At 59.1% G+C, this 22,429-nt stretch carries 22 protein-coding genes and 1 riboswitch; of the genes, 18 read left to right on the forward strand and 4 right to left on the reverse strand.

The genetic code is table 11. The features are described from left to right. The 6 genes from ABRP87_RS00555 (at position 1) to ABRP87_RS00580 (ending at position 7,317) form a co-directional block, all read left to right on the forward strand. Entirely contained in the window at positions 1-954 is a 954-nt protein-coding gene (locus ABRP87_RS00555; RefSeq protein WP_023022334.1) for a helix-turn-helix transcriptional regulator, read from the forward strand. Between the two features lie 114 nt (positions 955-1,068). Further along, the gene (tatA, locus tag ABRP87_RS00560; RefSeq protein WP_023022332.1) at positions 1,069-1,338 is read left to right on the forward strand and encodes a Sec-independent protein translocase subunit TatA; all 270 of its coding nucleotides are present in this window, start codon (positions 1,069-1,071) and stop codon (positions 1,336-1,338) included. Positions 1,339-1,465: 127 nt separating this feature from the next. Beyond that, a complete protein-coding gene (gene tatC, locus ABRP87_RS00565) occupies positions 1,466-2,575 on the forward strand; it encodes a twin-arginine translocase subunit TatC (protein ID WP_232208515.1) in 1,110 nt (369 codons plus the stop codon). A gap of 21 nt (positions 2,576-2,596) precedes the next feature. Next, positions 2,597-5,413: a DEAD/DEAH box helicase gene (locus tag ABRP87_RS00570; RefSeq protein ID WP_349867059.1), complete on the forward strand. Its 2,817-nt coding sequence runs from the start codon at positions 2,597-2,599 to the stop codon at positions 5,411-5,413. Between the two features lie 35 nt (positions 5,414-5,448). Further along, entirely contained in the window at positions 5,449-6,570 is a 1,122-nt protein-coding gene (locus ABRP87_RS00575; protein WP_284869690.1) for a M24 family metallopeptidase, read from the forward strand. After that, entirely contained in the window at positions 6,571-7,317 is a 747-nt protein-coding gene (locus ABRP87_RS00580) for an SDR family oxidoreductase (RefSeq protein WP_349867062.1), read from the forward strand. Here the strand turns inward: ABRP87_RS00580 and ABRP87_RS00585 are convergent. After that, positions 7,314-8,126 (reverse strand): precorrin-3B synthase, encoded by an 813-nt coding sequence (locus tag ABRP87_RS00585; protein WP_349867065.1) that lies wholly within the window; start codon positions 8,124-8,126, stop codon positions 7,314-7,316. The two genes, ABRP87_RS00580 and ABRP87_RS00585, sit on opposite strands and share 4 nt — an antisense overlap. Before the next feature lie 64 nt (positions 8,127-8,190). Here ABRP87_RS00585 and ABRP87_RS00590 point away from each other — a divergent pair, with 64 nt between their 5' ends. The 3 genes from ABRP87_RS00590 to ABRP87_RS00600 are packed head-to-tail and all read left to right on the forward strand — an operon-like array spanning position 8,191 to position 11,225. Further along, positions 8,191-8,793 carry an FxsA family protein gene (locus ABRP87_RS00590; protein WP_284869693.1) on the forward strand — a complete coding sequence of 201 codons (603 nt, stop codon included), beginning with the start codon at positions 8,191-8,193 and terminating at the stop codon, positions 8,791-8,793. Beyond that, positions 8,794-10,311, forward strand: a complete 1,518-nt coding sequence (gene lnt / locus ABRP87_RS00595; protein ID WP_349867069.1) for an apolipoprotein N-acyltransferase — start codon at positions 8,794-8,796, stop codon at positions 10,309-10,311. It abuts the gene before it with no gap. A gap of 14 nt (positions 10,312-10,325) precedes the next feature. Further along, positions 10,326-11,225 (forward strand): polyprenol monophosphomannose synthase, encoded by a 900-nt coding sequence (locus tag ABRP87_RS00600; RefSeq protein ID WP_284771869.1) that lies wholly within the window; start codon positions 10,326-10,328, stop codon positions 11,223-11,225. A gap of 78 nt (positions 11,226-11,303) precedes the next feature. Here the strand turns inward: ABRP87_RS00600 and ABRP87_RS00605 are convergent, their stop codons facing one another. Beyond that, a complete protein-coding gene (locus ABRP87_RS00605) occupies positions 11,304-11,681 on the reverse strand; it encodes an RNA polymerase-binding protein RbpA (protein ID WP_005279221.1) in 378 nt (125 codons plus the stop codon). A 127-nt stretch (positions 11,682-11,808) separates the two neighbouring features. Between ABRP87_RS00605 and ABRP87_RS00610 the strand changes: the two genes are divergently transcribed. From ABRP87_RS00610 to ABRP87_RS00625, 4 genes are all read left to right on the forward strand, one after another. After that, the gene (locus ABRP87_RS00610; RefSeq protein WP_349867071.1) at positions 11,809-12,150 is read left to right on the forward strand and encodes a hypothetical protein; all 342 of its coding nucleotides are present in this window, start codon (positions 11,809-11,811) and stop codon (positions 12,148-12,150) included. A 3-nt stretch (positions 12,151-12,153) separates the two neighbouring features. Further along, positions 12,154-12,855: a YceI family protein gene (locus tag ABRP87_RS00615; protein ID WP_349867072.1), complete on the forward strand. Its 702-nt coding sequence runs from the start codon at positions 12,154-12,156 to the stop codon at positions 12,853-12,855. Between the two features lie 3 nt (positions 12,856-12,858). Then, a complete protein-coding gene (locus ABRP87_RS00620; RefSeq protein WP_284853931.1) occupies positions 12,859-13,023 on the forward strand; it encodes a hypothetical protein in 165 nt (54 codons plus the stop codon). 658 nt (positions 13,024-13,681) lie between these two features. Next, entirely contained in the window at positions 13,682-14,587 is a 906-nt protein-coding gene (locus ABRP87_RS00625; protein WP_349867073.1) for a Dyp-type peroxidase, read from the forward strand. A gap of 5 nt (positions 14,588-14,592) precedes the next feature. Here the strand turns inward: ABRP87_RS00625 and ABRP87_RS00630 are convergent, their stop codons facing one another. Continuing rightward, complete coding sequence (locus ABRP87_RS00630; RefSeq protein ID WP_349867075.1) at positions 14,593-15,906, reverse strand: class I SAM-dependent methyltransferase; 1,314 nt, start codon at positions 15,904-15,906, stop codon at positions 14,593-14,595. A gap of 204 nt (positions 15,907-16,110) precedes the next feature. On the opposite strand from ABRP87_RS00630, the gene ABRP87_RS00635 reads away from it, so the two are divergent. From ABRP87_RS00635 to ABRP87_RS00650, 4 genes are all read left to right on the forward strand, one after another. Continuing rightward, positions 16,111-17,466 (forward strand): NAD(P)/FAD-dependent oxidoreductase, encoded by a 1,356-nt coding sequence (locus ABRP87_RS00635; protein ID WP_239268085.1) that lies wholly within the window; start codon positions 16,111-16,113, stop codon positions 17,464-17,466. Positions 17,467-17,568: 102 nt separating this feature from the next. Continuing rightward, positions 17,569-17,664, forward strand: a riboswitch (TPP riboswitch). Then, positions 17,652-18,476 (forward strand): hydroxyethylthiazole kinase, encoded by an 825-nt coding sequence (thiM, locus tag ABRP87_RS00640; RefSeq protein ID WP_349867077.1) that lies wholly within the window; start codon positions 17,652-17,654, stop codon positions 18,474-18,476. (Overlaps the previous riboswitch by 13 nt.) Beyond that, positions 18,473-19,102 (forward strand): thiamine phosphate synthase, encoded by a 630-nt coding sequence (thiE, locus tag ABRP87_RS00645; protein WP_349853039.1) that lies wholly within the window; start codon positions 18,473-18,475, stop codon positions 19,100-19,102. The genes thiM and thiE overlap by 4 nt, the downstream gene beginning before the upstream one ends. Further along, positions 19,095-20,630, forward strand: coding sequence for a bifunctional hydroxymethylpyrimidine kinase/phosphomethylpyrimidine kinase (locus tag ABRP87_RS00650; protein ID WP_349867080.1), 1,536 nt, complete (start codon positions 19,095-19,097; stop codon positions 20,628-20,630). The genes thiE and ABRP87_RS00650 overlap by 8 nt, the downstream gene beginning before the upstream one ends. Positions 20,631-20,634: 4 nt before the next feature. Here ABRP87_RS00650 and ABRP87_RS00655 read toward each other — a convergent pair whose 3' ends face one another. After that, positions 20,635-21,237, reverse strand: coding sequence for a class I SAM-dependent methyltransferase (locus ABRP87_RS00655; RefSeq protein WP_239268077.1), 603 nt, complete (start codon positions 21,235-21,237; stop codon positions 20,635-20,637). 116 nt (positions 21,238-21,353) lie between these two features. Here ABRP87_RS00655 and corA point away from each other — a divergent pair, with 116 nt between their 5' ends. Continuing rightward, positions 21,354-22,427 (forward strand): magnesium/cobalt transporter CorA, encoded by a 1,074-nt coding sequence (gene corA, locus ABRP87_RS00660; RefSeq protein WP_239268075.1) that lies wholly within the window; start codon positions 21,354-21,356, stop codon positions 22,425-22,427. Positions 22,428-22,429 lie beyond the last annotated feature (2 nt).

Here is a 22,429-nt window from a genome sequence, read left to right on the forward strand (position 1 = left end):
ATGGCCGATGGATCTCATAAACTGCAAGCGCTCGTCCGGTCGCTCAACCTCATCCCGTATTTTCAAAACCATCCGGATAAAACCCCGATGGAGGCGGCCGCGGATTTGGGGATGGACCCAGGAGAGCTAAAAGATGCCGTGGACCGGCTATTTTGCTCTGGGACTGGCCGCAATACCGAAGAGCTCATCGATCTCTCTTTCAGCTACCGCGATGGGGTCACCATCTACAATGACCAAGGCTTGGGGCAAGCATTGCGGCTTACGCCGACTGAGGCGGGCGCGCTCTTACTTACCCTAGAATCCCTCGAGGCTATGCCTGGGCTGCTGGATGCGCGGGCGATTAAGACGGCCGCGGAGAAATTGCGCTCCATTATGGATGAGCGCACGCTGAGTATCTATGACACGTTATCGACGGTGGACCCGCAAGAATCCGATATCCAGGCAACCTTAAACCGCGGGCTCAATGAAAAACGGCGCATCCGGATGCGCTATTGGAGTGCTTCATCTAATAAGGAAACCGAGCGCCTAGTTGATCCGGCTCGGATCTTCATCGTGGATGCCGAGCCTTATCTCGCGGCATGGGAAGAAGAAAAGCAGGGGCATAGGACCTTCCGCATCGACCGCATCAAGCATGCCGAGTTGACCGAGGAAACTGCTCATCCGCGCCTCAAGGAGCTGGATTTCGACGCTGCAGCACCCTTTAATTTAGGTACGGCGGATTCCGTGGAATTAATCATTCATGAAGAATTCACTTGGCTTGCAGAATACTACGATATGCAACTAAGCAAACGCCTAAAAAACGGCACTGTAGCTGCAACGATGCAGGTAGGATCGGTGGATTGGCTGGTTCGTTTCGCCCTCGGGCAGGCCGATAGGTTACGCGTTATAGCCCCTCAATCTATTGTGAATCTCATTGCGGAACGCGGAAATGCCGCGTTGAAGGGCTATACTTAAAATTCAGTTACTGCACGCACATGCGTCTTAAAATTGCCTCGCGAATTCTCCCCGCGAAGGGAGAGAGCGCGGCGGCCATCTGGCGCAGGCAAAGAAGAACCGAAAGAGGATCTTATGACCTTAGGACCATTGGAAATCGGCCTGATTGTTCTCGTCATCATCTTGCTATTTGGCGCGAAGAAACTGCCCGATCTTGCTCGTTCCATGGGCCGCTCGATGCGCATTTTCAAATCTGAGGTCAATGAAATGCAATCGGAGGACACCAAGCGCTCTGAGGCTCAAGCTCAATTGAGCCAGAAGCGCCAGCAGTCCGATGAGGAGTTCTGGAACCGCCCAGATATGCAACCTGGCCACCAGCAGGGAAACACTTCTTCTCAGAATTAGCGCCTTCTGCCTGCTAGAAATGCGAACACGCTTTGCTTATGTACTCGCCAGCCGTGCCGGCGCGCGGCATCCAGATACCGAGTGAGCAGGGTAGTGTTCGCTCTTGTGCGTTGAAAGAGCCAAATTGATGTCCTCACAGTCCCACCCTGTCGGTGAACAAGGATCCCGCGTGCGCCGCAAGCGGCGAGGTTTTTCACGCAAGCCCAAGAATCCAACGGGCGAGATGACCTTAGTGCAGCACCTGCAAGAGCTGCGGCGAAGGATCATTATTTCCTTGTTGGCCTTGGTTATCGGTGCGATCATCGGTTTCATTTGGTACCAGCAGGCGCCCTTCCGGATTCCGCCGCTGGGAGAAATTCTGCGCGAGCCTTATTGCTCATTGCCGGAAGATAAGCGGGCCAATTTCAATAACGATGGCGAATGCCGCTTGCTTGCCACCAGCCCCTTCGAGATGCTCATTTTGCGTCTGAAGGTCGGTGCTTTGGCCGGTACGGTGATTTCGTCCCCTGTCTGGCTCTACCAGGTGTGGGCATTCATTGTCCCAGGCCTGCATAAGAACGAGCGCCGCTATACCTTGAGCTTCGTCGTTGTGGCCGTCTCACTCTTCCTGGCGGGCGCCGTCTTGGCCTACTTCATCTTGTCCGTGGGCTTGGAATTCCTCATTGGTATCGGCGCTGAGTATCAAACCGCAGCATTAACCGGTGAGCGATATTTTTATTATCTTTTGGCGATGTTGCTCATCTTCGGCATCAGCTTCGAGGTTCCACTTTTGGTGGTCTCGCTCAATCTCATTGGTATCTTGGAATACAACCACGTCAAGGACAAGCGCCGCATTATCATCGTCGTGGTTATGATCTTCGCTGCTTTGGTGACGCCAGGCCAAGAACCGTTTAGCATGCTGGTCTTATCCGCCTGCCTCTTGCTGCTTATCGAGATTGCCTTCCAGTTCTGCCGCATTCACGATAAACGCCAGAACCGGCAGCGCCCTGAGTGGATGGATCTTGATGATGAATCCGCGTCCGCGCTTGATGAGGGCCCCACGGGCGTGGGTGGACCCGCGCCTGTCGATGCCCCATCGGGCGTGTATGCCTCCCCAAAGCCCACGGCACCTAGCGCGTCATCGCAGACTGTCCGCGCGGAAAAGCGGGCGGCGGATAGCACTTCGCAGCAGGCTGGGGATCGCAAGGGGCCGCCACGGCCTACCGATGAAGGCGGCTTTTTCGACGATGTGCTTTAAGCACGGGTAGCCTTGTGAGATATGACTGAAACTCACCTGGATACCTTCGCTGCCGGCCTCCCATACCCCTTGGATGAGTTCCAGGTGCAGGGGTGTGAGGCGGTAGAAAGTGGCCAAGGTGTGCTCGTTTGCGCCCCTACTGGCGCAGGTAAAACCGTCGTTGGCGAGTTTGCCGTTTCTTTGGCCTTAAGCCGCGGCACTAAGTGCTTTTATACCACCCCGATTAAGGCGCTAAGCAACCAGAAATACCACGATCTCGTCGCTGAGCACGGCGAGGATGCCGTTGGTCTGCTTACTGGCGATGTCTCCATTAACTCCGATGCAGAAATCGTCGTCATGACCACCGAAGTGCTGAGGAATATGATCTACGCGGATTCGCCCGCGCTGGATAGGCTTACCCACGTGGTCATGGATGAAATCCACTTCCTTGCAGATGCCTCCCGCGGTGCGGTCTGGGAAGAAGTCATTTTGAACTTGGCGGACCACGTATCCATCATTGGTCTATCTGCCACCGTGTCCAATTCCGAGGAATTCGGTGAATGGCTCGCTACCGTCCGCGGAGATACCTCTGTCATTGTGACCGAACACCGGCCGGTTCCGCTCGATCAATGGATGATGTTGGGCCGCAAGATTTATCCGCTCTTTGAACCGGAATCCGGCGGCCAGGTCAATTCTGAGTTAGAGCGCCGCATTCAGCGCTTGGAGGCGGGCGATAGCGATGATGCGCGCGCGGACTATAAATCCGGCAAGGGTTTTCGCGCGAGGGCGCGCCACAAGGGCGGCGGGCGCAGCGATTTTCATGGGAAGGCCGGCGGTCGTTCCGGTTCTTCTCGCCCGCAGGATCGCTACCGTCCCTTAGGGCGCCCGGAGGTGCTCAAGGTGCTGCAATCGCAAGATATGCTGCCCGCGATTACCTTTATTTTTTCCCGCGCCGGTTGCGACGGCGCGCTCTATCAGTGCCTGCGCAGCAGGATGGTGCTGACGACGCAAGAAGAAGCAGAAGAAATCAAGGCCATCGTCGATGCCGGCGTCGAGGGCATCCCAGAAGAAGACCTCCAGGTCCTAGACTTTCGGCGGTGGCGCGAAGCGCTCTCGCGTGGTTTTGCTGCCCACCACGCAGGGATGCTGCCGGCATTTCGCCACATCGTAGAAGAACTCTTTGTTCGCGGCTTGGTGCGCGCCGTATTCGCTACCGAGACCCTCGCCTTAGGCATTAATATGCCCGCCCGCACGGTGGTGCTCGAAAAGCTCATTAAGTTCAATGGCGAAGCACACGTGGACCTCACGCCAGGCCAATACACGCAGCTGACTGGGCGCGCTGGCCGGCGCGGAATCGATACCCTGGGCAACGCGGTCGTGCAGTGGGCACCGGCTATGGATCCGCGTTTTGTCGCCGGTTTGGCTTCGACGCGCACGTATCCACTCATTTCTACGTTTGCACCGGGCTATAACATGGCCATTAACCTGCTGGGCATGCTCGGTTTTGAAGACTCGCTGCGGCTGCTGGAAAAGTCCTTCGCACAATTCCAAGCCGATGGCTCCGTGGTGGAAGAAACCCGCGAATTAGAACGCGCGGAGCATCGCGTGCGCGAGTTGCGGGAGCAGCTTGACGATGCCGTCGATGCCCTCGCACCACCAGCTAAGGACGGCGAAGATCCCGCTGAGGTGCTCATGGATTATATCCGGTTGCGCCGCGAGCTAACGGCAGAAGAAAAACAATCCAAGGTTGATAAGGAACACCAACGCACCCAGGAAGTAGTCGCGGTGCTAGCCCGCCTGCAATTGGGCGACGTCATCGCGATTGCCGGAAAGAAACGGCCCACCCTTGCCGCGGTGGTCAACCCGGCCAACCAGACTGAGGATCCACGTCCGTGGGTGACCACGGAATCTGGGTGGTCTGGGCGCATCGATGCCACCGGGATTAGCAATCCACCGATTCAGCTGGGCCGTATTAAGATCCCGAAGCCGGTGCGGAAGAATCCGCGGCGCAATACCAAGTACATCCAGGATGTCTTCCGCCGCGAAAAGTTTGATCGTCCGAAGCGGATGAAGTCGAAACCACGCCTGCGACCAAATAAGCGGGTAGGCGAGTTGCGCGATGCCATTCGCGAGCACCCTGCACACGAGTGGCCCGCCACCGATAGGGAGCAGCTAGCCGGCGTGGCGCAGAAGTTGGCGCGGCGCGAGCGCGACCTTGAAAAGCTGCAGGCCAAGGTGAATAAGGCGACCGATACGCTGGGTCGCACCTTTGAACGCATCGTGGATCTGCTCGCGGAGATGGACTATGTCGAGTTCTCTGGTGCCGGCAGCGATCGCACGCCGGTCATTACTGAGGAAGGCGAGCGCTTGGCAAAGATCCATAGCGAATCCGATCTGCTCGTTGCCCAATGCCTGAAGCGCGGCATTTGGGATGAGCTGGATCCGGCGGAATTGGCCGGCGTTGCTTCCCTGTGCTGCTTTGAAAACAGGAAGGCCACTGGGGGCCAGCCGGAGGCGGCAACGGACCGCATGGCCGATGCCATGAATGCGACCTGGCGCATCTATACCGAGCTCAGCGCGGATGAACGGCGCCACCGCCTGCCGCCAACGCGCGAGCCAGAAGCCGGTTTTGCGCTGGCCATTCACCAGTGGTCGGCGGGTGCGCCCTTGGGCTATTGCATGGCGGCGGCCAATGAAGCGGGAGCGGAGCTTACCCCCGGTGACTTTGTGCGGTGGTGCCGCCAAGTTGTGGACCTACTGCAGCAAATCGCCAAGACTGGCTACGATGGCCAGATCCAGCGCAATGCGCGCCGCGCAATCGATGCCATCCAGCGCGGGGTCGTCGCGATCGGGGCTTAAGCTAGCCCGTCCTACCGGCTAGTAGACTGTGGGGCATGACTACTCAGGCTTTTTCTCCCGAAGTGTATTCGCGCCGGCTCGCGGCCGCGCAGGAAGCGGCCGCCCAGCAGGGCATTGACCTTTTGCTGATTGGCACCGGCCCCGATTTCGCCTACCTGACCGGTTCGTGGGTATCGTCCCACGAACGCCTGACGGTGCTGGCCGTTCCCCAGAGCGGCACGCCGTGGATCGTCTCGCCGAATACGGATATTACGGATATTAAATCGGCGCCCGTCGGCAAGCTCGATGTGGAGCTGCGCGGGTGGAATGACGGCGATAATCCCTACGAGCTCGCCCTCAAGGGCGCTGCGTCAATTAAGAAGGTCGCGCTGGGCCAATCCCTAACGGCGGATCATATCCTGCAGTTCCAGGGGCTCGTATCTGATGCGGACTACGTTCTTGCCACCTACGCGCTGGCAGAGCTGTTTACCCGCAAGGACCAAGCAGAAATCGCGGAGCTGCGCAAAGCCGGCCAAGCCATCGACGCCGTGCACGCCAAGGTCCCCGAGCTTCTGCAGCCCGGCCGCACCGAGGCCGAGGTGGCCCATGAACTGGAAAAGCTCATCCTCGAAGAGCATTCCATCATTGACTTCGTCATCGTGGGGTCCGGCCCGAATGGCGCCAATCCGCACCACAGCTTCTCCGACCGGAAGCTGGCTGCGGGCGAGCCCGTCGTCGTGGATCTCGGCGGCACCCTGCCCTCCGGCTACCACTCCGATTGCACCCGCACCTACGTCGTAGGCGGCGATCTCAGCCAGGCGCCGCAGGACTTCCAGGACGCCTATGCTGTGCTTTACGATGCCCAAGCGGCCGCCCGCGCCGCCGCCAAGCCCGGCAGCACGGCCGAGGAAATCGACGGGGTTGCTAGGAAGGCTATTGCCGATGCCGGCTGGGGCGATAAATTCGTCCACCGCACCGGCCACGGTATTGGTCTCTCGACCCACGAGGAGCCCTTCATCATGGAGGGCAATGACCTGCCGCTGGAAGAGGGCATGGCCTTTTCCATCGAGCCGGGCATTTACCTGGAGGGCCAGTGGGGCATGCGCCTCGAGGACATCGTGGTACTTACCAAGGATGGCTACGAGTCCCTCAACGTCGTCGAACGCGAAGTGCGCTAAGTGGCTGGCGTACTGATCCTGGGCGGGCGCAGCGATATCGGCGGCGAAATTGCCCAGCGCGTGGCCCGCGGCAACGACATCGTCCTCGCTGCGCGCGGGACGCATGGGCTTGAGGAGATTACCTCCCAGCTAGAGGCCGCTGGTGCGCGCAGCGTCCACCAGCTTTCCTTTGACGCGGAGGACTTTTCCCAGCACCGCCAAATCTTTGCCGAGGCCAAGGAACGCGTCGGCGCCATTGAGCTGACGGTGGTCGCCTTTGGCATCTTGGGGGATCAAGATAGCGCGGAAACCGATCCTGCCCACGCGGCACAGATCGCCACCATCGACTACACCGCCCAGGTCTCCGTGCTGACGGTGGCGGCGCAGTCGATGCCGCGCGGCCACATCGTGGCCTTTTCTTCCATCGCTGGGTGGCGAGCGCGGCGCGCCAATTATGTCTACGGTTCCACCAAGGCCGGGCTGGATGCTTTCTGCCAGGGCTTTGCGGACAGGCTGCACGGCAGCGGGCTCGGCCTGATTACCGCGCGCCCCGGGTTCGTCATCGGATCCATGACCCAAGGAATGAAGCCAGCGCCGCTGTCGGTGCGGCCAGGCGATGTCGCCGATGCCGTCGTTGCCTGCATAGATAACGATGACCGCCGCGGTCAGGCGCGCAGCCACACCCTGTGGATCCCAAGGGCGCTGCAAGCCTTGGCATGGGTCATGCGGTTGGTGCCCCGACCCATCTGGCGGCACATGCCGCGTTAGTCGGCCTCATCCTCCCGCAACAGGGGCGAGTTGATGTCGAAGATGAAACCGCGCGGGGCGAGCACGCGAAGGACAACCTCAGCATCGCCCTCTGCGATGTCGTGAAAGACTAAGCCACCCCACGGGGTGACCGTGATGTTCACCTCGAGCTGGCCGATAAGCTGCGCGAACTGCGCCGGGATGGCGCCTTGGTAGACCCCCGCGCCAAGGTCGACCACGCCTTCTGCCTGGTGCTCGTCCAACCAGCCAATGGGCCCAGGTTCTGCGTTAAGCTCCGCGTCACTTGTCACACCGCCCTTCGTCTCGGTGCTTTGTGCACCGAGGCGTTGGAGGTGGGCTGCGGCATCGGCAAGCGAGAGGCCTGCGGTAGGGATGTCGGCGGCGGGGGACTGGGTGATATTCAAGGTGGCATCGTCAAGCAGACGCATGCTGACCTGCGTGGCAGAAGCCAGGAGATCGTCGTCGGTAGCGGTAATCGCGAGCGACTCCACACCGGGCTGTTCGGTATTCAGGTGCGTGGCCAGCTCGCGCGCGGCCTGCTTCGCCGCGGCAAAAAGGGGAGAGGCCAGCACAGGAATGTGGAAGCTCTGCAACTCCAATTTATCCAGCTCAGCCGCCAGCTGCGCCTTGTCCGTGACGCCCCGCAACTCGATGGCGGAATTGGGGCGAATATAAACGCTGCCATCGGTCCAATGCGCCGCGCAATAACCCAAATGGATCCAATCATTGGGGCTGGTAAACCCGCCCACAACGTGTAAGCGCAGGCAAGTGCCGGACTCGGGGTGCTGGAAAAATTCGGGGTAATGCATAGCTTGCCAGTCTAGCCTGAGTGTTGCCAGCATATCGCCAGCATTGCTCGTTAAACTGAAAGTTATGCCGTTTTTATATCTCGTCCTCTATATGCTGGCGGAAACCTTAGCGTTCTGGGCCGTCGCCGAGTGGATTGGCGTCTTTTGGGCACTCATTGCCCTGTTCATCACCATGTTCTTTGGCATGTCCATCGCTGGCATTGAGGTGCGCCGGTTGATGGGTAAACAAGTAGAGCAGGCCGGTGACGGGACCTACTACGTGCGCGATGACAATGTAGGAAAAACCGCCGGCAACGTGGGCTTGACTTTGGCCGGTGGCATGTTGTTGTCCCTGCCTGGGTTCTTGACCAGTTTTCTGGGGATTCTGCTCATCTTTGCCCCAACGCGGTCGTTGTTTCGCAAGGTTATGGCCGTATCCATCTATCGCAAGGTGGAGAATTTGGGGGTGCGCATTTACGAGGCATCGCCCATGGCGCAGCAGCACGATAGCTATGGCAACTTTGGTTCCTTTGGGCAAGCAGCGGGGCAATCCTTTGGCCAGTCATCTGGTCAGAGCGACTCCCACGAGGTAATTGATGAGGAAGAGCTGCGCAACTGGTCCGAGAACCTAGACCCTGATGACTTCGGCCCCCGTGGCGGCGATGATGGTTCGCAGGGTGGAAAATAAGTGGCGGTATTTTTCGCTCGCTTGGTCATAGCGGGCATTTCTGGTGCGCTGACCTTTACCGCCGTTGAGCCGCGCGGCTGGTGGTGGGGCGCGGTTATTGGCATCGCCCTGCTGTATGTGAGCCTGATGCCGTGGCGTGGGCGACAGGTGCGCGGATCCTTAGGCGCCCTTTTGGCGGTGACGCACGGACTGATTCTGTACCTGCTGAGCCTGCCCTGGATCGGCGAGTTGGTGGGGACCGTGCCCTATGCGGCGCTTGCTATCTGGCTTTCGGTCTATGCCATCCTTTTGGGTATCTTCGGGGCCGCAGTGGCGCGATGGCGATATGGATTTCTGGTCTTTCCCTTCGTGTACCTCGCCGTTGAGGTCCTGCGTTCCTCGGTGCCTTTTGGTGGTTTCCCTTGGGTCAAACTGGCGTGGGGACAAATCGAAGGGCCCTTAGCCAATCTCGCCCCGTGGGGCGGGACCTCCCTGATTACAGTGGCAACGGCGCTGTGCGCCTGCGGCCTTGCCGGCTTATTGCTGCGCGGCGGGCGGGTAAAGATTGCCGCTGGCGCCGCCCTTATTCTCCCGCTCATCGTTGGACTAGCGGCCGGGCGTGGCATCGATCCTGCCGATACCAAGGTTGGCGATACCAAGGTGGCGGCCATTCAAGGTAACGTGCCGCGCAGCGGTCTGGACTTCGCCGGGCAGCGTCGCGCGGTACTAAATAACCACGTTCAGGAAACGGAGAAGCTCGCGCGCCGCGAAGACGATATAGATCTGGTGATCTGGCCGGAAAATTCTTCCGATATTGATCCTTTCCGCGATGGGGAAGCAGCCCAAGCCATTAGCGGGGCCGTCGATGCCATTGACGCTCCCGTGCTGGTCGGTACCGCCACCCGCGATGAGGTAGGCGCGCGCAATACCATGCAAGTCTTTACCCCTGGCCACGGTGAGGGCGATCACCACCATAAGAAGTACCTGCAGCCGTTCGGTGAGACCATGCCCATGCGGGACTTCTTCGCGCATTTCTCTGACTACGTTGACCTCGCCGGGGATTTCAAGGCAGGGGACGGGCCCGGTGTGGTCTCCATGAATTCCGTCGCGGTAGGTGTGGCGACCTGTTATGAGGTCTCCTTCGATAACGCCTTCCACGAATCCGTCAACAACGGCGCGCAGATTCTCACGACGCCTACCAATAACGCTACGTTCGGCTTTTCCGATATGACCTACCAGCAGCTGGCCATGAGCAGGCTGCGGGCGCTCGAAACCGACCGCGCCGTCGTGGTCGCAGCCACCTCTGGGGTGTCCGCACTCGTGCACCCAGACGGCAGCGTGAGCCAATCCTCGGAGCTCTTTGAGCCCGCGGCACTGGTAGAAAGCCTGCCACTGAAAACCGGTGAAACATTTTCGGTGCGCTACGGTTCGCTCATGCAGTGGCTGATGGTTATTATTGGTACCGTCTGCGCACTCATTGCCGTGCGTATCAACCGATTGGGTCGTACACCTCGCGGTGTCGGCGCTAAAGAAAAGTAGGAGCATTAATTACTGTGAGCACTCTTGATTCTGCGACGCTGGTTATCATCCCAACGTATAACGAGATTGAAAACCTTCCCTTGATTACCGGCCGCGTCCGCGAGGCGCTGCCAGAGGTTCACATCCTCGTTGTGGATGATAATTCCCCTGACGGCACCGGCGAGAAGGCCGATGCTTTCGCTGCAGAAGATGACCACATTCACGTGCTGCACCGCGAGGGCAAGGGCGGCCTCTTGGGCGCTTATATCGCCGGCTTCGAGTGGGGCTTGGAGCGCGACTACCAGGTCCTTTGTGAGATGGATGCTGATGGCTCCCACGCCCCAGAGCAGCTGCACCTGCTGCTGGAGGAGATTGACAAGGGCGCCGACCTCGTCATCGGCTCCCGCTATGTGCCAGGCGGCGAGACCGTCAACTGGCCGGCATCCCGCGAGTACCTGTCCCGCTTGGGCAACCTCTATATCTCCTTCGCGCTCGGCACCGACCTGTCCGATATGACCGCAGGCTACCGCGCTTTCCGCCGCGAGCTGTTGGAAGACATCGACTTTGACGAGCTGTCCAAGGCCGGCTACATCTTCCAAGTGGACTTGGCCTTCCGCGCGGTCAAGGCTGGATACGATATCCGCGAGGTGCCCATCACCTTCACCGAGCGCGAGTACGGCGAATCCAAGCTGGATGGTTCCTTTGTCAAGGATTCCCTCTTCGAGGTAACCAAGTGGGGCGTGGCCCACCGCGCGGAGCAGGTGAAGGATTTTGCCGGCGAGATGTCCAAGCTGGCGGACCACGAGGTCAAATACGGCTCTGTTCACAATGCCGGCCAGAAGGCCCGCAACGGTGTGGGCTGGGCCACCAACTTGGCCAATGAGCTGGGATACTTGGTCAAGCACCAGGTGGGCCAGCTGACTAAGAAGAAGTAATCTAAGCAGCATAAAGCCCGTACCCCAACGCGACCGTGGCGGTCAGGGTACGGGCTTTAATTAATTCCGCTTGAGCCTTTAAGACTTCTTCTGCTGTTCCTGCTCCTTGAGGAGGCGAGCAGCGGTCCGACGGCGGGAGCGCAGGTGGTTAATGCGCTCTTCCAAAAGCTCATCGAGCTCCTCGATGGAGCGACGCTCCCGCAGCATATCCCAGTGTGTGCGCGGTGGCTTGATGGGCTTAGCTTCCACGCCTTCGCCCTCTACGAGGTGGCCCAGTTTGCCATTCTTGCACATCCATTCTTCAGGGATTTCTGCCTCATGTGCAAAGGGCACCTCATAAATCTCACCATCGTCCGTGCGGTATTTCACCATCTGACGCGGTGCGAGGTCGTGGTCGCGGTCAGTTTCGTAGCTGACTGCACCCATACGGCTGCCACGGAGTACGCGATCTGCCATGCAACATCATCCTTTTCAAAGAGATCCCTGATTGACGGCGATAGTTTCGCCTAAGAGCTATTTATTATAACGAACACCCACGCGGTATTGTTCCCAGCCCGCCGTTTAATGGACTAAAGTGTATCTAGTGATCCGTACAGCTAGTCGTGAAAGCAATGTCGGTTCCTGCCAGTGGTGTGGAAAGGATATTGACCAAGGCGGTAGGGGACGACCACGTAAGTTTTGCAGCGCCTCGTGCAAACAGCGTGCTTATGAACAAAGAAACAATGTTAGTGGCACGGATATTCCTGCCGATGCAGTAATCTTGAGCCCAGATAAAGTGCAAGGCTTGCGCGACGGCCTTTTTGAATTGCGGTGTTCCGCAGAAGACATTCAAACTGCCGCAAAAGAAGGCGCGAGCGCGGAAGAGCTTTCCAGTCTGTGTGAGGAGCTTGTTTCGCTGGCTCGGCGTTTAGAAGGACTTCGATAGTAGATGAAAAAGCTTTTTTATAACCGGAAACTTGTTGTTTCCATTTTCGTGGTTTTAATCCTCGTGCTTACCGCCGTAGCGATCGGCCCGATTGTGTACTCGCTTTTCAAAAGCGGCGGCGTCAAGACGGAGCCCGTGACTGCCGATGGCGCCAAGGCAGCCTCGACTCCGCTCGACGGTTCCTGGTCAGTGGCCAAGGGTCGCGCCGATAACCACACTTCGGTGGGCTTTACCTTCGACGAGGTTCTGCCTGCGGAGAGGGCGTCCACCTCCGGATCGACCACGGAGGTCACCGGTCAGGCGAAGATTTCCGATTCCACGCTGGAATCCGCCACCATCACGGTGAATATGGATGCTCTTACCACGGACAAGAAAGTCCGCGACCAAAACATGAAGTCCAAGCTCTTTAAGACCTCAGACTTCCCAGAATCTTCCTTCACGCTTACCAAGCCCGCCTCGCTTGCCGATGTCCCCGAAGACGGCACCATCGGCTCCGTCAAGCTCACCGGTGACCTTACGATCAAGGACAAGACGCAGGAAATCACCCAGGAGTTCGATGTCCTGCGTGACGGTGACGATATCGTCATTGGCGGCGACGTTCCGATTAACCGCCTGGACTACAACGTGGAAACCCCAGACATGCTGGCGGCTAAGGTCGCCGAGGACGGCGAGATCAACCTGCGCATCTCCTTGAACAAGGATTAAACCGTGAATTCTCGCCGCTTAATTTCCGCCCTGTGGTTCCGCCTTATAGTCGTCATAGCTTTCTCGATTTTCGTCGCGGTCCAGCAAATGTGGCTAGTCACAGCGATTGCAGCATTGCTGGCGGTATTAACCATCTGGCAGCTATGGAGTGCCTATAAAAACCAATAGAGAACCAAGGCTTCCCCCTTTAATTAACGTCACTGTGACTAAATACCGGGGCATAGCAAGCGCCTTAACGCAGCAGCGGGAAAGTCCCGCTATCGGCGCCCGTCCACACAAGTGGGCGTTTAGGCTGTTGGGGCTGTTCGCTAGGCACCCTAGGTAAGCCCAAGCGGATTCGAAAGGCTGGCTCGCTTCAGGTATTCAAAGGCGTCTCGGCAAAGTCTGGGCCAACTTATCCGCGGAACCTTCAAACCTTAGCACGCCGCATCCAAAACAAGCAGGGCGGTCAACGCTCCGGACCGAACCGCGAACACGGCAGTCAGCATCGCACGCAATTCATACACGCTCAAGCCGCCCGCAGCTTAACCTGCAGAACTCCATAATTGTCCGATAATGTACATTATGTCATTTTAGATCCGTGGAAGTCCCTCCCACCGGGACCGAGGCCCGTCAGTTTAGAATGTTCAAGCCATTCACAGCGCAGTATGTTCCAAATTGACAAATAGTGCCCTCCAAAACACCTAAATCGGCCCACTATTTGTCAAAACGCATCAAACCCTGCACATCACGCATCAAAGCCCACCCACCAAAGCATCCACATCACACCACAGCGCCACATACACCAAACGTGCAACGCCCAAAGCGGACACATATGCTGGAACTCATGACTATTCAACGCGTTGTCACTAAGCCTTCCCGCGCCGCCCTGTTCCTAGTCTTGGACATTGCGGAAGGCGGCGAGCAAGCCACTCGGGACATGCTCTCCGCTTTTAGCGATACCTTCAAGTCCGTCAATTTCCGCCACAATGAGGGCGAGCTGTATACGGTCGTCGGCATCGGCGCGTCCATGTGGCCGCGCCTTACCAGCGCTCCCCGCCCGGACAAGCTCAAGGAGTTCGAGCCGCTGGAGGGTACCTACAAGGCGCCTTCCACCCCCGGTGATATCCTGCTGCATTTCCGCGCGAACACGTATGACCTTTGCCACGAGATGGCGCGCCAGGTCTTGCGCCAGCTGGGCGATGCCGCCACCGTCATCGATGAGACCCAGGGCTTCAAGTACCTGGACCAGCGCGACCTCCTAGGCTTTGTGGATGGCACCGCCAATCCCCTCCCCGAGGAAGCTCTAGAAACAGTGCTGCTTGCCGATGACGCCGATTATCCCCGCGGCTCCTACGTCACCGTGCAAAAGTACACCCATGACCTAGATAAGTGGAGCGGTATCAGCACCGAAGAGCAGGAACGCGTTATCGGGCGCACCAAGGCCGATGACGTGGAGCTCGATGAGGATGCGCAGCCCTCCAATTCCCACGTGTCTCTCAATGACCTCGAGGAAGATATTTACCGCGAGAACATGGTCTTCGGTTCCTTTGCTGCAGGTGAGATGGGCACGTACTTCATTGGATATGCGAAGGACCCAGAAGATATCAACGAGCGTTTGCGCAATATGTTCATCGGCGATCCGGAAGGCAATTACGACCGGATCCTGGACTTCTCCACGGCCCTGACCGGTACGAACTTTTTCGTCCCGAGCGTTTACCTGCTAGACGAATTCGACGAGCTTCCGCACTAAAGAGCCTAGCGGCGCCCGCCGCGATTGCGGTGGGTTAGGCCAAATTGCACGGAATCGATCATCCCGAGCGTCATGAGCGCCTCGCGAAGTGCGAATTGGAAGGTCCATAACCTGCGGAAAACCGGATCAAAGCCTGCGGCGGCGGCCTCGCGCAGGTGCCCATCGAAAAAGGATCGCTGCTGGCGCAGAGACTCAATATAGTGGCTGCCCACGTGCGTTTCGGACACAATGCGCAGGTGAGAGTTCTTATCCACGAGCCGGTGGAGATCCATAGTCAGCGGGTAGTCGAGGCCTGGCCAAATATAGGCCCGCATGGCCTGCAACGATGCTCGGGCCGCGTCCGACATGGATTCGGTGGCCACGATGGATTGAAAAGCCGCCCGCCCGTTTGCGGTAAGGAAGCGATCGAGGACCCGGATATACGCCTTGCGTTCGCGCGGGCTTAATTGCTCGAATTTTTCCACGCTGATAATCGCGTCGTAGTGCCCGCGCCACTGCTTCGGGCTCGGAACGGAATCCGGAATCCGCTCTACGTGGATAGAATCTTCCGTTCCGGCAAAGACAAGCGCCTCGCGCATCTGGGTGATTTGTTCGACATCGCTGGTCAGGACGTCGACTGTGGCGCGGCGCTTGGTAGCGCGTATCGCGGCCTGCATCCCGGCCGCTGGATAGACAAGAAGGTGGGTACCGGCGCCGGTGCGGGTGGCATCGAGAAGCCAGTCTGCCGCCCTGCGCTGCGCCTCTCCCAAGTCATCCCGGTCCACGTTGGTGGGCTCGCTCACCGTGGTGACATCGACAAAGTGGCTCTTCGGCTCCCTGCCGCCGGCTTTCGGGCTAAAGCTCTCGACCGTTTCCCGGATCGTCGTCGGCACGCCGCTGGAGAAAATCCCGCCAACGTGGCTGAGGCCATCGCCGGCATAGAGGCGCACCAAGTCGAGCGGCAGCTCCCCTGGCTCAGAATCACGCACGCTTACCCCTTGCGGTTTGGGAAGGTACCCCACCTGCAGGAGCTTGCCCAAAACTTTTACCAATTGGGCGGAGGATTCGACGGTCCACTCGCCTGCCATGTAGCTTTCGGCAAAGCCTAACCATCCGGTAGCGGCGATCCGCTCGAAGAGCGCATCGTGGCCCACCTTTAAGTCGGGACCGCCCGCTGCATCGAGTTCGAGCTCCAAGCCGGCATTATCGCAGGCCTTGGCAAATTCTGCTTCGGCCCGGCGGGATTTTAGCGTCGCCCAGCGCTGCGATGGCACGGTCGCGATATTGGGCCATGCCTCCGCGTCGATGGAGCGTAGATGCTCGGGGGTGGAAAAACTCATGGTTTGGGGAGCGCTCCTGGGTGCAAGGGGTCACGGTGTGGGCTTATTTTAGCCAGTTTCTGAGCGGTTTCGGTCAAGACGCTCCGCAGGAAAGGAAACCCGAAACGCATGTAAATGGGCATCAAGTATGCACGTTATGTGACGAGCGTTTACACTATACGGGTACTTAAATTAAGCTTTCTCGAGGAAGGTCGCATTAATTCCATGACTGATACCCCTTATCGTCCAAACGGAAGCCGTCACCACGTTGTCGTGGTTGGCGGTGGATTCGGCGGTCTTAACACTGTGAAGAAGTTAAAGAACGCCGATGTTGAGATCACCCTCATCGATAAGAAGAACCACCACCTGTTCCAGCCGATGCTCTACCAGGTGGCAACCGGCATGATTTCCGCAGGTGAGGTTGCGCCCTCGACCCGCCAGCTGCTGCGCAACCAGGATAATGTGGACTTTGTCAACGGCAACGTGACCGACATTAACCTGGAAGACCAGACGGTTACCGCCGAGCTCGATGACTTTTCGCGCACCTACTCCTATGACTCCCTTGTGGTCGCCGCTGGCTCCAGCCAGTCGTACTTTGGCAATGACCACTTTGCGGAGTTTGCACCTGGCATGAAGACCTTGGATGATGCCTTGGAGCTGCGTTCCCGCATCATTTCCGCCTTCGAAAAAGCTGAGCTTACCGATGACCCCGCTGAGCGCGAGCGCCTCCTCACCTTCATCATCGTTGGCGCCGGCCCGACCGGTGTGGAGCTCACCGGCCAGATCGCTGAGTTGGCTAACCGCACGCTTAGCGATGTCTACTCCACCTACGGCACCTCCGCCGCTAAGATTTACCTGCTTGACGGCGCGCCACAGGTACTCCCGCCGTTTGGCAAGCGCCTCGGCCGCCGTGCCCAGCGCACCCTGGAGAAGGAAGGCGTCAACGTGCGCCTGAACGCCATGGTGACCGATGTCAACGAAGACTCCGTAACCTACAAGAACATGAAGACCGATGAAGAGGTCACCCTCGAGGGCGCGACCAAGATCTGGTCCGCTGGTGTTTCCGCTTCCCCGCTGGGCAAGATGGTCGCTGACCAAGCCGGCGTCGAGGCTGACCGTGCGGGCCGCGTCTCCGTGAACGATGACATGACCGTTGGTGACTTCAACAACGTCTACATCATCGGTGACATGATGTCCCTGAACCGCCTGCCGGGCTTGGCGCAGGTGGCAATTCAGGGTGGCGAGCACGTCGCCAAGCTCATCGAGACTAAGGTGGACGAGGAGTCCACAGCCGATGAAAAGGAACCTTTCGAGTACTTCGACAAGGGCTCGATGGCCATCGTGACCCGCTTCAATGCCGTTGTGAAGCTGGGCAAGACCGAATTCTCCGGCTTCCCAGGCTGGTTGGCATGGTTGGGCCTGCACTTGACCTACGTCGTTGGCCTGCGCAGCCGCTTGGCCGTATTGGTCAACTGGGCAGCTAATATCCTCTCCCGCAACCGCGGCAACCTGGAGATTACTACCCAGCAGCGCATCGCCCGCAACCTCATCGATGAGGCAGAAGAAGAAAAGAAGAACTAAATTCTCCTCGGCACCAGCCGCCGTCTCACTCCCCGCCTGCGGGGCTGTGGGCGGCGGTTTTGTTGTTTTCGTTCCTATTTTCCCATTTTTGTTAGGCTTGGACATTACAACATGGGGTGCCACGCACCGTGGCTGAGATAAACCCATCGAACCTGCTCTCAGTTAGAACTAGCGAAGGGATTGTTGTGGACTTATCATTTCTGCGTGCCCACGATGCGGTGCGCGATACCGCTCCACTTATTCAGTGCTTGACCAATAAGGTCGTCAGCAATATTTCTGCCAATGCGCTATTGGCCATCGGCGCCAGCCCGGCAATGGTAGATACTCTGGAAGAGTCGCAAGAGTTTGCGAGGATCGCCAGCGGCGTGCTCATCAATTGCGGCACGCCGAATTCCGAGCAATACGCCGGCATGCGTGAGGCAATCGCCGGTGCGACCGCGGCTGGAAACCCGTGGGTCCTTGACCCCGTCGGTGCGGGCGGGCTAAAAAAGCGCACCGAGTTCATGCATGAAGTCTTGCCGCAGGGCCCGACTGCGATTCGCGGCAACGCCTCCGAAATCATCGCCTTGGCTGGAACCGGAGCCGGCGGGCGCGGCGTGGAATCCACCGATGGCGTGGAGGCCGCGCTGGAACCAGCACTCAAACTTTCCCGCGAAACTGGGGCCGTCATCGGCGTATCTGGCCCCACGGATCTCATCGTGCAGGCAGGCGAAAGGCCGCGTGCGGTAAGCCTCGAGTCTGGGCACCCGATGCTGCAAAACGTCATCGGAACGGGGTGTTCGCTAGGTGCCATCTGCGCGGCCTACCTGGCAGCGTGGGATGATCCATTCGCGGCTATCATCGCCGCGCATGCGCATGTCGGGGCCGCGGGCAGCGTTGCCGCTGAGAAATCTACTGCGCCTGGCTCCTTTGCGGTTGCCTGGCTCGATGCGCTGCATGAGCTCACCACTGACGCCATCGAAGAGCACATCTCTGCCTCCGAGGTCGCGGACGTTGCGGGGCTAGCATGAGCATCGATTGGACGCTGTATCTCATCACCGATCCTAAGCTCGCCGGCGGGCGGGACAACGTAGTTCCCATCGTGCAAGAGGCGGTGCGCGGCGGGGCGACCGTCGTGCAATTGCGCGATAAGGAGGCCAGCGACGAGGAGGTGGAAGCTACCGCCCGCGAACTCATGAAGGTCTTGGGCGATGTCCCGCTCTTTATCAATGACCGCGCCGAGGTAGCAGCCAGGGTGGGCTGCCACCTGCACATTGGCCAAGACGATATGGACTTATCCCAGGCCCGCGCGCTGCTCAGTCCCGATAAGCTCATCGGGCTTTCGGTGGGAACGCAGCAGGAGTTGGACGCCATCGATCCGCAGCAATCCCCCGACGTCATTGGCATTGGCCCGGTTTACTCGACGGCGACCAAGAAGAATGCGCCAGCGGGAATAGGCGTAGAGGCCGCCGGCCGGCTTGCCACCGCGGCGCGCGAACGCGGCATCGAGTCCGTCGCCATCGGCGGCATCAAGGCACACAATGCCCACGAACTTTCCGGAAGCGACTTCGCAGGGATCTGCGTGGTCAGCGACATCATGGCTGCCGATGACCCGGCAGCCGCAGCACACAACCTAAAGGAGGCCTACCGTGGCTAAAGGAACTTATCCCCGAATTCTCTCGATTGCTGGAACCGATCCCACAGGCGGAGCCGGCATCCAGGCCGATCTGAAGTCCATCGCCGCCGCGGGCGGGTACGGAATGAGCGTGGTCACTGCGCTGGTGGCCCAAAATACTCAGGGCGTGCGCAGCGTCCACGTCCCGCCGCTGGATTTCCTCCAGGAGCAGCTGGATTCGGTCCGCGAGGACGTAGACATCGATGCCATTAAGATCGGCATGCTTGCCGATGCCAACATCACCGACCTCGTGGCCACCTTCCTCGACCACATCGACCCGTCCGTCCCTGTGGTCTTGGACCCGGTTATGGTGGCCACCAGCGGCGACCGCCTCTTGGCCCCCGAGGCGGAAAAGGCGGTGCGCGAACTGTGCTCCCGCGCTGATGTCATCACGCCCAATCTCAAGGAGCTGGCCGTACTGACGCAGACGGAAGAAGCCGCGGACCTGGATCGTGCCATCGAGGTGGCTAAGGCATGGGCCGCTGAGGCGGATACGGCGGTCATCGTCAAGGGCGGACACCTTGATTCGGCGATTGCCGATAACGCCGTGGTCACCGGCGATGGCACGGTTCACCGCGTGGAATCGGCCCGGGTGCAGACGAAGAATACCCACGGCACTGGCTGCTCCCTCTCCTCTGCCCTCGCAACGCGGCTCGGCGCAGGCGATGATGCCGCAAGCGCCCACGAATGGTCCACGGACTGGCTGCACGAGGCGATTGCCAATGCGGATGCGCTGGCCGTCGGCAAGGGCAGCGGCCCGGTGGACCACCTGCACCGCTCGCAGCGCTTGATGCGGGCTGCATCCTCGGTCCCGCTTCCTCACCTGGCTGGGCCTTTGGAAGAGGTGGAAAACCCGGAACAGCCGCGGGTTGCGGCCGCAGGCCCGTACACGCAGCGCCTGTGGAATATCGCTGCGGATCACTGGGAGCAGGTAAAGGCACTCCCCTTTATTCAGAAGCTGGGTTCCGGTGCACTTGCCAACGATGCTTTCAGCTTCTACCTCGATCAGGATTCGCAGTACCTGGCGTCCTACTCGAAGGCCCTGGCTCGCCTCGCCAGCCAGGCACCCGATACCGCACAGCAATTGCACTGGGCGCAGGGCGCTTATGAGTGCCTCGCGGAGGAGGCTGAACTGCACCGCGGGTGGTTGAAGGATTCGGCCACCACGGCGCCCTCGCGGGTGACCAGCGCCTACACGGATTTCCTCATCTGCAGCACGCATACGGACGATTATGCCGTTGGCATCGCGGCGGTGCTGCCCTGCTACTGGCTGTATGCAGAGGTAGGCCTGCATTTGGCGGAATTCGACTCGCCCGATCACCCCTACCATGCTTGGTTGGAGGTCTACGGCGGCGAAGATTTCCTCGCCGGGGTGCGCGAGAGTATCAAGATTGTGGAGGAAAACCTGGAGAAGGCGGATGAGGCCACTCGGACCCGCGCCGAGCGCGCCTTTATCAGCGCCAGCATCCACGAGGTCGATTTCTTCGACCAAGCGGACCGGCGCTTTTAAGGCCTTAGGCCAAGAGGTCCGCGCCAGGCCTAGATAGCACGGCGACCAAGAAGGTGGAATGCTCCGAAAATAGCTTCATGTCCCAGGAAGAAAACGTGAAGTCAACGCGGTAGCCCACCTTCTGCGCCATATCGAGGAAGTCCTGGAAGTCCCATCCGCGGCCTTCCCCAAAGCCGGTGACGAAGCGCCCTCCGGGGGTCAGCGAGTTAAAAATATTTCGCAGTGCTTGCTCGCGGCCGTCCACGGCCAAAAAGCCCATGACGTTTCCTGCGGAAACAGCCAAGTCAAAGGGGCCTTCAGGAACCTCTTCCGTGCACAGGTCCCCGACGAACCACTCGCCGTCGGGGAAGTCATGTTCGGCGTGTTCGATCAAAATGGGGTCCACGTCAATGCCCACCACGCTGTGACCGCGGCGCAGCAATTCCCCGCCGACGCGGCCGGTTCCACAGCCGGCGTCGAGGATGGTGGAATTGCGCTCCACCATGGCATCGACAAGCCGGGCCTCCCCATGAATGTCTTTGCCCTGCGCCTCCAGCATCTTCCATTTGCGGGCGAAATTATGGGAGTGGGCGGGATTGGCTTCGGTAACTTCTTTCCACGTTGGCATAGATTCGATTATATTACCCACCGTCGGTGTAAGCTTTACCCGCTGCGTAAAACGTGGCCCGTTTTACTACTTGATTGCGTTACTATCCGCACTACCGTGCAAAGGAGGCTGAAACGATGCCGTCCGTACCCACGCCCTTTAGGGGCCGAAAGAAATCCACGCCTCCTAGTCAGCCCTCCTTCCCGCCGGTTCCCGCGGAGCGCGCCATTGAGCACTGCCGCGTCTTCGTCGATGGTGAGGCCCTACCCGGCGAGTATTCCGCACATTCCGCCCTGGAAACCGTGGCGGAATATGGCCGCGGGTTTGTCTGGGTGGGCCTGCATGAGCCTTATGAATCTCAGATGACGAAGATCGCCTCGCAATTTGGCATCCACGAGCTCATCGTGGAAGACGCCGTTATGGCCCACCAGCGCCCTAAGCTAGAGCGCTACGATGACCAGCTCTTTGTGGTGGCCCGCTCGGTGAATTACCGCGACCACGATGAGGTGCAAGATAAGCGCCAGATCATTTCTACGGGCGAAATCCAGATGATTATGGGCTCTAACTTCATCATCACCGTTCGCCACGGTGCGAAGCTGCCCAATCTGGCCTACACGGTCGAAGACGAGCAGGACCTGGTGGAGCTCGGCCCCGTCGCCATGGCCTGGAAGATCCTGGACATGATGGTGGACCGCTACTCCGAGGTCGCCCGCCTGATTAGCGATGAAGTCGATGAACTCGAAGAGGAAATCTTTACCCCTAACCTCAAATTCGACGTCGACCGCATTTATATGTTCAAGCGCGAAGTCTTGGAGATGAAGCACGCCATTTACCCGCTCTCTGCGGCATTAAAGGCGATGGTCTCGGATCACAAGGATCTCATCTCTAAGCAGATCCGGTCATACCTGCGCGATGTCTACGACCACGAGCTCGTGGTCAATGACTTGGTGGCCAGCTTCGATGAACGCTTGACCTCGCTTATTGATGCCTCTGTGGCCAAGGTCACTATGCAGCAAAACTCCGATATGCGCACGATCTCCGCCGTCGTCGGTATGTGGGCAGCGCCGACGCTAGTCGCCGGAATTTACGGCATGAACTTCGATATCATGCCGGAGCTGCACTGGGCCTTTGGCTATCCCATGGCAATAATCATCATGGTGGCTGTCGTCGGCGGCCTGTGGGCGTGGTTCCGGAAAAACCACTGGCTCTAGCC

It is taken from the genome of Corynebacterium sp. KPL2830 (assembly GCF_040225635.1).
GTDB lineage: Bacteria > Actinomycetota > Actinomycetes > Mycobacteriales > Mycobacteriaceae > Corynebacterium.

Coding starts and splice junctions, on each gene's coding strand:
- ABRP87_RS00555 (WP_023022334.1), top strand. CDS start 1: ATGGCCGATGGATCTCATAAACTGCAAGCGCTCGTCCGGTCGCTCAAC.
- tatA (WP_023022332.1), top strand. CDS start 1,069: ATGACCTTAGGACCATTGGAAATCGGCCTGATTGTTCTCGTCATCATC.
- tatC (WP_232208515.1), top strand. CDS start 1,466: ATGTCCTCACAGTCCCACCCTGTCGGTGAACAAGGATCCCGCGTGCGC.
- ABRP87_RS00570 (WP_349867059.1), top strand. CDS start 2,597: ATGACTGAAACTCACCTGGATACCTTCGCTGCCGGCCTCCCATACCCC.
- ABRP87_RS00575 (WP_284869690.1), top strand. CDS start 5,449: ATGACTACTCAGGCTTTTTCTCCCGAAGTGTATTCGCGCCGGCTCGCG.
- ABRP87_RS00585 (WP_349867065.1), bottom strand. CDS start 8,126: ATGCATTACCCCGAATTTTTCCAGCACCCCGAGTCCGGCACTTGCCTG.
- ABRP87_RS00590 (WP_284869693.1), top strand. CDS start 8,191: ATGCCGTTTTTATATCTCGTCCTCTATATGCTGGCGGAAACCTTAGCG.
- ABRP87_RS00605 (WP_005279221.1), bottom strand. CDS start 11,681: ATGGCAGATCGCGTACTCCGTGGCAGCCGTATGGGTGCAGTCAGCTAC.
- ABRP87_RS00615 (WP_349867072.1), top strand. CDS start 12,154: ATGAAAAAGCTTTTTTATAACCGGAAACTTGTTGTTTCCATTTTCGTG.
- ABRP87_RS00625 (WP_349867073.1), top strand. CDS start 13,682: ATGACTATTCAACGCGTTGTCACTAAGCCTTCCCGCGCCGCCCTGTTC.
- ABRP87_RS00630 (WP_349867075.1), bottom strand. CDS start 15,906: ATGAGTTTTTCCACCCCCGAGCATCTACGCTCCATCGACGCGGAGGCA.
- ABRP87_RS00635 (WP_239268085.1), top strand. CDS start 16,111: ATGACTGATACCCCTTATCGTCCAAACGGAAGCCGTCACCACGTTGTC.
- thiE (WP_349853039.1), top strand. CDS start 18,473: ATGAGCATCGATTGGACGCTGTATCTCATCACCGATCCTAAGCTCGCC.
- ABRP87_RS00655 (WP_239268077.1), bottom strand. CDS start 21,237: ATGCCAACGTGGAAAGAAGTTACCGAAGCCAATCCCGCCCACTCCCAT.
- corA (WP_239268075.1), top strand. CDS start 21,354: ATGCCGTCCGTACCCACGCCCTTTAGGGGCCGAAAGAAATCCACGCCT.